Here is a 9,615-nt window from a genome sequence, read left to right on the forward strand (position 1 = left end):
TCAGCCGCGCCCGTAACGCAGCCTGCCCAGAAGCCCGACGGGATCCGGCAACCAGTTCGTCGCTTTTTTCACGCTCGCCTTCACCTTCTCGATGCGCATCACGTCGTCGATACGCCGGTCGAGAAAGCTCCATGTCTCGGCATAATCCTCCGACTGGTCGGCAAACCAGTGCAGCGTCACCGCCGAATAGACGCCGGCGAGAATGGCCCGCTTCGTGTAGAAATTGAAATCGGTCGAGGTGTCGCCCACCGCGCGCCAGATCGCATCGACAGTGCGGTAGAGCGCGCGCGGACCGTATGTGCCCGATGTCGGCAGCGAGAAGATCGTGACGGCGCGGCGGACGGCCTCGCGATGAGCGGCATCGACCTCGATACGGGTGCGGACCGCCAGCGTGATGCGTTCGCGGATCTTGAGCGCGGCCAGATCGCGTTCGCCCAACGCCTCTTCCATCCGCCGGTCGCCATCGGCCAGAAAACAATCGACGAGATCGAGGACGCCGCCCGGAAAGGCGAGACGCATCTCGCCATGGGAAATGCCGGCCTCCTTCGCCGCGTTGGCGAGCAGATGCGTCGTCCAGCCGTCGAAGGTGACGTTGGGAAGAGCCGCGGCAAGAATTTTGGCGCGCGCGACATCCAGATGATCGGCCCGCTTGCCGGCGCGGGAGCCCGGCGTTTTTGCCTTGGTCCTGGTGCTGGCGCGATCAGGCATCGGCCTTCTCCTTCTGTCGTTCGGCTTCCGCCGCCATGCGGGCGCGCACTTCGCTTTCAAAGATGAGATCGGCGAGATCGCTCATGCGCTGCGGATAGAGGATTCCATCGAGGTGATCGCATTCGTGCTGCACGACGCGCGCGTGAAAGCCCCTCGCGCGGCGTTCGATCGTCTCACCATCGAGGCCCTGCCCACGATAGACAAGCTCCGTGTAGCGCGGCACGAGGCCGCGGAGACCCGGCACGGAAAGACAGCCCTCCCAACCCGTCTCCATCCCGTCGGCGAGAACCTCGATCTCGGGATTGATGAGAACCGTGAGCGCGACCGTGTGGTCGAAGGCCTCGGCCTCGTCGATCCCTTCGGGCGCGCGCTCCGGCGGGGCCTGGAAGATCACGACGCGCTTGGGCACGTAGACTTGCGGCGCGGCAAGGCCCGCCCCATTCGCGTCGATCATGGTCTCGATCATGTCGGCGACGAGCGCGCGAATTTCCGGCGCGGTCGGGTCGGCGACCGGCTCGGCGACACGGGAGAGGACGGGATGGCCCATGCGGGCGATTTTCAGTATGGCCATGGGCAGAATATGAGGGTGGCCCGGCGTTCCGGCAACCATCCGGGCCGCGGCCCGATACCGCCGGTCGGGGTGGACAATTCGCGCCGCCTTTGATAGATAAGCGGCTCGCGCGGGAGGGAAGATTCCCCATTCCGCCCAACCCATTGATTCTACAGGATTTTCGCCCGTGCAGGTACTCGTTCGCGACAACAACGTCGACCAGGCCATGAAGGCCCTGAAGAAGAAGCTTCAGCGTGAAGGCGTTTTCCGCGAAATGAAGCTGCGCAATTTCTACGAAAAGCCCTCGGAGAAGCGCGCCCGCGAGAAGGCGGAAGCCATCCGCCGCGCCCGCAAGCTCGCCCGCAAGCGCGCCCAGCGCGAAAGCGGCGTTGTGGCAAAGCCCCGCCCGGCCATGTAATTCTTCGGCTCCGGTCGAGACGACAACGCCCCCGAATTCGGGGGCGTTTTTGTTTTCAGAACCTCTCCTCGCCCGTTTTTCGGACCGCGTCCGGGAAGTCGCGATAGAGCGCGAACTGGACGTTCCGGACGAGTGAATTGACGCCGTGATGCTCGCCTTCGATAGGCTCTCCCCTCGTCGCGACGAAAGAGAAAGCGGCGTCGAGCTGCGCCATATCCTTCACCTCGATCATGAAATGAAACTCGCCGAGCCCGGACGGCCCAAGGCCGAGCTTGCGGCGGGTGAGCCTGTAGCTCTCGATCTTCCCCTCGCCCTTCAGATGTTCCATGTAGCGCGTGAAGGCTTCGACGAAGGTCATGTCGCGCACGCCGGGCTTCAGGTCGCACCAGCCGTGATAGATGTCCATTTGCCTAAACCACGGATGTCATCCCGGCCTTGTGCCGGGATCCAGGAGCGTCAAACGCGGAACAAGCGGCCCCTGGCCCCCGGCACAAGGCCGGGGTGACAGGAGAATTTGAGCTACAGCGCCTTGATGATCTGCTCGACCATTTTCTTGGCGTCGCCGAAAAGCATCATGGTGTTGTCGCGGAAGAAGAGTTCGTTCTCGACACCCGCGTAACCCGACGCCATGCCGCGCTTGACGAAGAGAACCGTGCGCGCCTTTTCGACATCGAGGACCGGCATGCCGAAGATCGGGCTCTTCGGATCGGTCTTCGCCGAGGGGTTCGTCACGTCGTTCGCACCGATGACGAAGGCGACGTCGGCCTGGGCGAACTGGTTGTTGATGTCCTCGAGCTCGAAGACCTCGTCATAGGGCACGTTCGCCTCGGCGAGCAGCACGTTCATGTGGCCGGGCATGCGGCCCGCAACCGGATGGATGGCGTAGGAAACCTTGACGCCTTCCTTCTTCAGATGGTCCGCCATTTCCTTCAGCGCGTGCTGCGCCTGGGAAACCGCCATGCCGTAGCCCGGAACGATGATGACCGAGCCGGCATTCTTCATGATGAAGGCCGCGTCGTCGGCGGAGCCCTGCTTCACAGGCCGCGTCTCGACATGGCCGCCTGCGGCCGCGGCCGAGGTGTCGGCGCCGAAGCCGCCCAGGATGACGCTGACGAAGGAGCGGTTCATGCCCTTGCACATGATGTAGCTGAGGATCGCGCCCGAGGAGCCGACCAGCGCGCCCGTGATGATGAGCGCGAGGTTGCCGAGGGTGAAGCCGATGCCCGCCGCCGCCCAGCCCGAATAGGAGTTCAGCATCGAAACGACGACGGGCATGTCCGCGCCGCCGATCGGGATGATGATCAGGAAGCCGAAGACGAAGGCGATGAGCGTGATCGCCAGGAAGAGCTCGGTCGACTGGTGCGAGGGGTCGATGCAGATATAGACGACGCCAAGCACGATCGCGAGGAACATGACGGCATTGATGACGTGCCGGCCCGGCAGCATGATCGGCGCGCCCGACATGTTTCCGTTCAGTTTCGCGAAAGCGATGATCGAGCCGGAGAAAGTGATCGCGCCGATGGCGACACCGATCGACATTTCGACGAGGTTGCCCGCATGGATCGCGCCGAGCTCGCCGATGCCGTAGGCGGCCGGCGAGAAAAAGGCGCCCCAGGCGACCAGCACGGCGGCGAGGCCGACCAGCGAATGGAAGAAGGCGACGAGCTGCGGCATCGCCGTCATGGCAATGCGCCGCGCGACGACGGCGCCGATGCCGCCGCCAATGGCGACGCCGACGACGACCAGCGCCCAGGTCATCTGGTTCTGCGCCTGCAGCACGGCAAGCGTGGTGGCGACGGCAATCGCCATGCCGACCATGCCGTAGGTGTTGCCCTGGCGGGAGGTTTCAGGCGACGACAAGCCCCGAAGCGCCATGATGAAGAGGACGCCCGAGACGAGATAGAGAAGGGCCGAAAGATTGGCTGACATGTGCGTGGCCCCTCAACGATCTTTTTTCTTGTACATGGCGAGCATGCGTTGCGTGACGAGGAAGCCGCCGAAGATGTTGACGGAGGCGAGGATCACGGCGACGAAGCCGAGACCCTTGGACATCCAGCCTGATTCGCCCGCCTGCATCATGTCGACGCCGACCGCGATCAGCGCGCCGACGATGATGACGGAGGAGATGGCGTTGGTGACCGACATCAGCGGCGTATGCAGCGCCGGCGTGACGCTCCAGACGACGTAGTAGCCGACGAAGATCGCGAGCACGAAGATCGCGAGCCGGAAGACGATGGGATCGATGACTGCGGCTTCCATCTCAATTGCCCTCGCGCAATGACGGGTGAACGATCTGGCCGTCTTTGGTGAGACAGGTGCCAGCGATGGTTTCGTCTTCCCAGTTGATCTTCAGGGACTTCGTTTCCTTGTCGATCATGGGCGTGATGAAGTTGAGGAGGTTTTTGGCATAAAGCGCCGAGGCGTCGACGGCGAGCTGGGCCGCGACGTTGAGGTCGCCGATGATCGTGACGCCGTGCTTCACGACGGTCTTGCCCGGCTCGGTGAGCGGGCAATTGCCGCCGCGTTCGGCCGCGAGATCGACGAGGATCGAGCCCGGCTTCATCGACTTCACCATGTCCTCGGTGACGAGCACCGGCGCCGGACGGCCCGGAATGAGCGCCGTGGTAATGACGATGTCCTGCTTCTTTATGTGCTCGGCGACAAGCTCGGCCTGACGGCGCTTGTAGTCCTCGCTCATTTCCTTGGCATAGCCGCCGGCCGCGTCGCCCGACTCTTCGGACTCGACCATGACGAAGGTGCCGCCGAGGCTTTCGACCTGCTCCTTCGTCGTCGAACGCACGTCGGTCGCGGAGACGATGCAGCCGAGGCGCTTGGCGGTTGCGATGGCCTGAAGGCCGGCGACGCCGACGCCCATGATGAAGGCGCGGGCCGGCGCGATGGTGCCCGCCGCCGTCATCATCATCGGCATGGCGCGCGTGAAGGCGGCGGCCGCGTTGATGACCGCCTTGTAGCCGGCGAGGTTCGACTGCGAGGAGAGCACGTCCATCGACTGCGCACGGGTGATGCGCGGCATGAACTCCATCGCGAAGGCGTCGATGCCCTGGCCCGCGAGCTTCTGGATGCGCGGGCGGTCGCCATAGGGGTTCAGGATGGCGGCGAGGAAGGCGCCCTTTTTAAAGAGCGGCAATTCCTCATCGGAAGGGCCGCGCACCTTGAAGACGATATCGGCGTCTTTCAGAGCCTCGGCCTCGGAGGCGGCGATCTTCGCGCCCGCCTCTTGATAGACCGCGTCCGAAAAGCTCGCATGGGCGCCCGCGCCGCTTTCGACGACGACGTCGAGACCGAGGGCGACGAGTTTCTTCACCGTTTCAGGCGAGGCCGCGACTCGCGTCTCGCCGTCCAGCCGCTCTTTGGGAATCGCGAGTTTCATGGAAATTGTCCGCTCCTGGCGACAAGAAGGCATCCAGCGGATACTGGACACCTGCTAATTAGAATTACTCTAAATTACTTCGCTTGGACCGACTGTCAACCCCGACAGTCCCAAACCGGCTTCAGAGAAGGAAAATCGCCATCAGGACGAGCAGACCGACGACAGCGACCGTGCCCCATTTGGCGCCCTTGATGAAGGCGTCGTATGTGCCGATATGCTCGGCCGCGTTCATTTCCGCGCCCCAGCCCTGTGCATTGTTCTCCGCCATGATCCTGCCCTCCTGGTTCGTCCGGCTTAAAGCTGCGCGGGACTATAACAAAGGACGGGCCGACGGCAAGCCAAGGCGGCTGGCCTTCCTGTCCAGAACTCCACAATGACTGTGCGCATATCCGTACAGGCGGGGGCGCTTCAGACCTTGAACGGCAGCCGCGCCACGAGGTCGGCCCGGCGCGTCGGCTTCGAGTGGTCCCAGTCAGCCAGAAGCGCCCTCAGCGCCGAGACGAAGGCAAGGGGCTGATCCAGCATGATGTGATGATGGGCGAGCGGGATCTCGATGATCGGCGCCGAGCGGCCGAGCAGCGTGAACATGTAATCGCCGATTTCGGGCGGCAAGAGCGCCGAGAACTGGCCGCGCATGATCGCAATGCGGCAACGGGTCGCCGCGAGACGCGCGCTCATGTCGCCGATGTCGAAGCGCTGCCAGATCGCCGGATCGAACTTCCAGGTCCAGCCGCCATCGACCTCCTTCAACGAATGCCGGGCGATGAAATCCATGATGTAGCGGTTGGCGCAGGGCTGCGGCGGCGCGAGACGGAAGCGCTCGAGCGCGGCCTCCATCGTCGGATAGACGCGATGCGGGCGGAAAGCATGCTCCGACGGCCCGTCGCGTTTCCTGTCCGGCGGATTGACCGGACTGTCGATAATGACCGTGCCCGCAAGCTGCTCGCCATAGAGAGAGCCCGTGACGATGGTAACGAAGCCGCCGAACGAATGGCCGACGATGATTGGCGGTTCTTCATTCTTGAAGAAGCCGGCATCCTCGCAGACAGCCATTTGTTCTTCCGCGAAGACCTCGAGCGAATAGCCATTGCGCCAGCCGCTGTCGCCCATGCCGGAGATGTCGATGGCGGCGACGGAATATTCCTCGGCCAGGAAGGGCGCGATGAAGGACCACCACTGCGCATGCGCGCCGTTGCCATGGACCAGCAACAGGCCCGGCTTCTTCGGGTCACCCCAATGAAGGTAATGAACCGGCGTTCCCTCGACGGTGACATAGCGGCTTTCGGCGGGCGTCGCAATCGCGCGCTCGAACCAGAGCGGAGGCACGTCGATGAAGGGTCCGAGCTCGGGATCCGGCTCCTTGTCGAAAGGTTCGTTCATTTTGCCTCCACTTTCGGCGGCCGCTCGCCCAATGCCTTAAAGACCGCGGTCCCCGTCATGATCGTGCGATCGCCGCACCAGATACGACCCTGCACGGTGAAGAAATCCTCTTCCGTGCCGATGACCTCGGCGCTGCCCTCAACCCATTCTCCGACTTTCGCCGAAGAGAGAAAATCGGTGAGGAGACGCACCGTCACCCAGTAGCGATGCGTCGCCATGGTGACCGCATGTCCAAAGGCCATGTCGGCGAAAGCCATCAACATGCCGCCATGGCAATTGCCCATGCCGTTGGTGTGATGCTCCTGCACGAGAAAGGCGCGCGCATAGGTCCCGTCGTCACCGATGCGCTCGTAGAGCGGGCCGATCTGGCGCCCGAAGCCGCGGAACCAGTTCATCGGCTGATAGCCCTCGGGCAGCGGCACGGAGGCTTCTTCGAGGAGATCGTCGGTCATGGGCGGCACTCGACTGGAAATTCGGAGCGGCAATTCAAAGCGGCTTTGGAACGCCCGCCTTCTTTAACGCGGCGCTCTGGCGCTTATCAAGAACGCCGGCGTCGAATTTGTCGATGGTTTCATTGAAGAGCCGATGGAAATTCAGTTCCGCGCCGAGATGCAGGAAGACGCCGCCGAGGCCGATGGCGGCGCGGTCCATGAAGACGAATTCGCGCGGCGGCGTCACCGGGCCGAGCTTACGCAAGGCCTGATGGACGCGAAAGGCTTCGGCGCGGCCATATTCGGCAGCACTGACCCCGTCGGCGATCGAGCGCACACGGTCGTCGAGCATCGGCGCGTAGATGAAACGCGCCCAGACGTTCAGCACGTCGATAAGTTCGTTCGAGAGATTCCTGAACCCCCAACGCGCATAGGCCGCCGCCGCCCGATCGCGGTCGTCCGTTTCGAGGGCGCGGTAAAGCTCGACCACGCCCTCGACGAAGGCCGCAGGGAAGACGCGGATACAACCGTAATCGAGCAGGTTGATGCCGAGATCCGGCCTCACCGTGTAATTGCCGAGATGCGGATCGCCATGGATGACGCCGTAATGGCTGAAGGGATACCACCAGGCGGCAAACATCGCTTCGGCGATACGGTTGCGCTCATCGAGCTTGCGGTCGCGGAACGAGAGCAGCGGTGCGCCGTCGAGCCAGGTCATGGTGAGAAGCCGCGCTGTCGAAAGCGCCTCGACGATTTCGGGTACAGCGATGCGCTTGTCCTTCGCGAAGATCGACGCATAGAGCCGCATATGCGCGGCTTCGCGTTCATAGTCGAGTTCCTCGCGCAGGCGCTCGCGGATTTCAGCGTAGATCTCGCGCGTATCGATCGCCGAATCGAGGCGCCGATGGATCGAGAATATGATCCCGAGCTGGTTGAGATCGGCGTCGACCGCGGACTGCATGTCGGGATATTGCAGCTTCGCGGCAAGGCTTCGTCCATCGAGCCCGGTGGCACGGTGCACCTGTCCGAGCGACGCGGCGGCGGCCGCGTCGTGCTCGAAGTTCTGGAAGCGGCTTTCCCACCCTGCCCCGAGTTCGGCGCGCATGCGACGCTTGACGAAAGGCCAGCCCATCGGCGGCGCGGCGGATTGCAATTCGGAGAGTTCGGCGGCGAATTCAGGCGGCACCACGTCGGGGATGGTCGCGAGCATCTGCGCGACCTTCATGATCGGCCCCTTGAGACCGCCCAGCGCGACTTTCAATTCGCGCGCGGTGCGATCATTGTCGGGCGCGAGACCGAACATTCGGCTTCCCGCCACCTTCGCCGCCAGCCCACCGACACCGGCGCCGACCTGAGCATAGCGCTTTACGCGCCGGCCCAGTCGGTTCGCCTCTTCGTCGGGCTTGTCGTTCACTCACTCCGCTCCAGCTCGTCGATCAGCCCACGGATGACCGTGAGGCCCTTGTCCCAGAAACCTGGATCGCTCGCATCGAGGCCGAAGGGCGCCAGAAGCTCCTTGTGACGGAGCGTGCCGCCGGCAGCCAGCATGTCGAGGTAACGCTCGGCGAAGCCGTCCGACGCCTGTTCATAAACCGCATAAAGCGAGTTCACCAGGCAGTCGCCGAAGGCATAGGCGTAGACGTAGAAGGGCGCGTGAATGAAATGCGAGATGTAGCACCAGTAGGTCTCGTATCCTGGCGCGAAATGGAAAGCGGGCCCGAGGCTTTCACTCTGGACGTCGAGCCAGATCTTACCGATCTGCTCGGCCGTCAGCTCGCCTTCGCGGCGTGCCGTATGGACGCGCCGCTCGAACGTGTAGAAGGCGATCTGGCGGACGACCGTGTTCAGCATGTCCTCAACCTTGCCGGCGATCATCGCCTTGCGGCGCTTTGGATCTGTCGTGTCGGCGAGGAGCTTCCTGAAGGTGAGCATTTCGCCGAAGACGCTCGCGGTTTCGGCAAGCGTCAGCGGCGTGTCGGCCATCAGCGCGCCTTGCCGCGCGGCCAGCACCTGATGAACGCCGTGGCCGAGTTCATGCGCGAGCGTCATCACGTCGCGCGTCTTGCCCTGGTAGTTCACCAGCACGAAGGGATGCGAGCTCGGCACCGTCGGATGGGCGAAGGCGCCCGGCGACTTACCCGGCCGCAAGGGCGCGTCGATCCAGCCGCGCTCGAAGAAGCGCTGCGCAATGTCGGCCATTTCGGGTGTGAAGCCGCGATAGGCGGAGAGCACGGTGTCCTTCGCATGGGACCAGGGGATCGTCGCATCGTCCGCATCCGGAAGAGGTGCGTTGCGGTCCCAATATTCGAGCTTGTCGAGACCGAGCCACTTCGCCTTCAGCTTGTAATAGCGGTGCGAGAGCGCGGGATAGGAGCGCTGCACCGCATCGACCAGCGCGGCGACGACCTCCCCCTCGACGCGATTGGCGAGGTGGCGGCTGTCGGCGATGTCCTTGAAGCCGCGCCAGCGATCCTCGATCTCCTTGTCCTTGGCGAGCGTGTTGGTGACGAGCGCGAAGGTCGGGACATTGGCGGCGAAGGTTTTCGCCAGCGCCTCGGCCGCCGCCTTCCGCCGCGCGGGATTGCGGTCGGCGAGGCGATGCAACGCGCCTTCCGACGAGAGCGTCTCGCCCTCGACATCGAAGGTGAGCCGCGACAGCGTCTCGTCGAAGAGCCTGTTCCAGGCCGAACGGCCGGAGACGCTTTTTTCATGCAGCAGCGTCTCGATTTCGTCGGAG

At 63.7% G+C, this 9,615-nt stretch carries 12 protein-coding genes; 1 reads left to right on the forward strand and 11 read right to left on the reverse strand.

The window, feature by feature from the left end:
* On the reverse strand, positions 1-708 hold the full coding sequence (locus VMR03_RS17000; protein WP_325407320.1) for a COQ9 family protein: 708 nt from the start codon (positions 706-708) through the stop codon (positions 1-3).
* Complete coding sequence (gene def / locus VMR03_RS17005; protein WP_325407322.1) at positions 701-1,279, reverse strand: peptide deformylase; 579 nt, start codon at positions 1,277-1,279, stop codon at positions 701-703. The genes VMR03_RS17000 and def overlap by 8 nt, the downstream gene beginning before the upstream one ends.
* Positions 1,280-1,445: 166 nt before the next feature.
* Here def and rpsU point away from each other — a divergent pair, with 166 nt between their 5' ends.
* Complete coding sequence (gene rpsU / locus VMR03_RS17010; protein ID WP_325407324.1) at positions 1,446-1,676, forward strand: 30S ribosomal protein S21; 231 nt, start codon at positions 1,446-1,448, stop codon at positions 1,674-1,676.
* A gap of 55 nt (positions 1,677-1,731) precedes the next feature.
* Here rpsU and VMR03_RS17015 read toward each other — a convergent pair whose 3' ends face one another.
* The 9 genes from VMR03_RS17015 to VMR03_RS17055 all read right to left on the reverse strand — a co-directional run.
* The gene (locus VMR03_RS17015) at positions 1,732-2,082 is read right to left on the reverse strand and encodes a DUF6614 family protein (RefSeq protein ID WP_325407326.1); all 351 of its coding nucleotides are present in this window, start codon (positions 2,080-2,082) and stop codon (positions 1,732-1,734) included.
* 113 nt (positions 2,083-2,195) lie between these two features.
* Positions 2,196-3,605, reverse strand: coding sequence for an NAD(P)(+) transhydrogenase (Re/Si-specific) subunit beta (locus VMR03_RS17020; protein WP_325407328.1), 1,410 nt, complete (start codon positions 3,603-3,605; stop codon positions 2,196-2,198).
* Positions 3,606-3,617: 12 nt separating this feature from the next.
* Positions 3,618-3,998, reverse strand: a complete 381-nt coding sequence (locus VMR03_RS17025; RefSeq protein WP_414693196.1) for an NAD(P) transhydrogenase subunit alpha — start codon at positions 3,996-3,998, stop codon at positions 3,618-3,620.
* Entirely contained in the window at positions 3,937-5,067 is a 1,131-nt protein-coding gene (locus VMR03_RS17030; protein WP_325407330.1) for a Re/Si-specific NAD(P)(+) transhydrogenase subunit alpha, read from the reverse strand. The genes VMR03_RS17025 and VMR03_RS17030 overlap by 62 nt, the downstream gene beginning before the upstream one ends.
* A 121-nt stretch (positions 5,068-5,188) precedes the next feature.
* The gene (locus tag VMR03_RS17035; RefSeq protein WP_325407332.1) at positions 5,189-5,335 is read right to left on the reverse strand and encodes an aa3-type cytochrome c oxidase subunit IV; all 147 of its coding nucleotides are present in this window, start codon (positions 5,333-5,335) and stop codon (positions 5,189-5,191) included.
* 140 nt (positions 5,336-5,475) lie between these two features.
* Positions 5,476-6,447, reverse strand: a complete 972-nt coding sequence (locus VMR03_RS17040; protein WP_325407334.1) for an alpha/beta hydrolase — start codon at positions 6,445-6,447, stop codon at positions 5,476-5,478.
* A complete protein-coding gene (locus tag VMR03_RS17045; protein WP_325407336.1) occupies positions 6,444-6,899 on the reverse strand; it encodes a PaaI family thioesterase in 456 nt (151 codons plus the stop codon). The genes VMR03_RS17040 and VMR03_RS17045 overlap by 4 nt, the downstream gene beginning before the upstream one ends.
* A gap of 34 nt (positions 6,900-6,933) precedes the next feature.
* The gene (locus tag VMR03_RS17050; protein WP_325407338.1) at positions 6,934-8,292 is read right to left on the reverse strand and encodes an AarF/ABC1/UbiB kinase family protein; all 1,359 of its coding nucleotides are present in this window, start codon (positions 8,290-8,292) and stop codon (positions 6,934-6,936) included.
* On the reverse strand, positions 8,289-9,615 hold a 1,327-nt coding region (locus VMR03_RS17055; RefSeq protein ID WP_325407340.1), incomplete at its 5' end, for a M3 family oligoendopeptidase. The genes VMR03_RS17055 and VMR03_RS17050, both read right to left, overlap by 4 nt.

Origin of the sequence: Parvibaculum sp. (genome assembly GCF_035511255.1) — a bacterium.
In the GTDB taxonomy this organism is placed as follows: Bacteria; Pseudomonadota; Alphaproteobacteria; order Parvibaculales; family Parvibaculaceae; genus Parvibaculum.

What these genes read in the sequence shown, in the direction of transcription:
- VMR03_RS17000 (WP_325407320.1), bottom strand. Translation starts at nt 708, where the DNA reads ATGCCTGATCGCGCCAGCACCAGGACCAAGGCAAAAACGCCGGGCTCC.
- def (WP_325407322.1), bottom strand. Translation starts at nt 1,279, where the DNA reads ATGGCCATACTGAAAATCGCCCGCATGGGCCATCCCGTCCTCTCCCGT.
- VMR03_RS17015 (WP_325407326.1), bottom strand. Translation starts at nt 2,082, where the DNA reads ATGGACATCTATCACGGCTGGTGCGACCTGAAGCCCGGCGTGCGCGAC.
- VMR03_RS17020 (WP_325407328.1), bottom strand. Translation starts at nt 3,605, where the DNA reads ATGTCAGCCAATCTTTCGGCCCTTCTCTATCTCGTCTCGGGCGTCCTC.
- VMR03_RS17030 (WP_325407330.1), bottom strand. Translation starts at nt 5,067, where the DNA reads ATGAAACTCGCGATTCCCAAAGAGCGGCTGGACGGCGAGACGCGAGTC.
- VMR03_RS17035 (WP_325407332.1), bottom strand. Translation starts at nt 5,335, where the DNA reads ATGGCGGAGAACAATGCACAGGGCTGGGGCGCGGAAATGAACGCGGCC.
- VMR03_RS17040 (WP_325407334.1), bottom strand. Translation starts at nt 6,447, where the DNA reads ATGAACGAACCTTTCGACAAGGAGCCGGATCCCGAGCTCGGACCCTTC.
- VMR03_RS17045 (WP_325407336.1), bottom strand. Translation starts at nt 6,899, where the DNA reads ATGACCGACGATCTCCTCGAAGAAGCCTCCGTGCCGCTGCCCGAGGGC.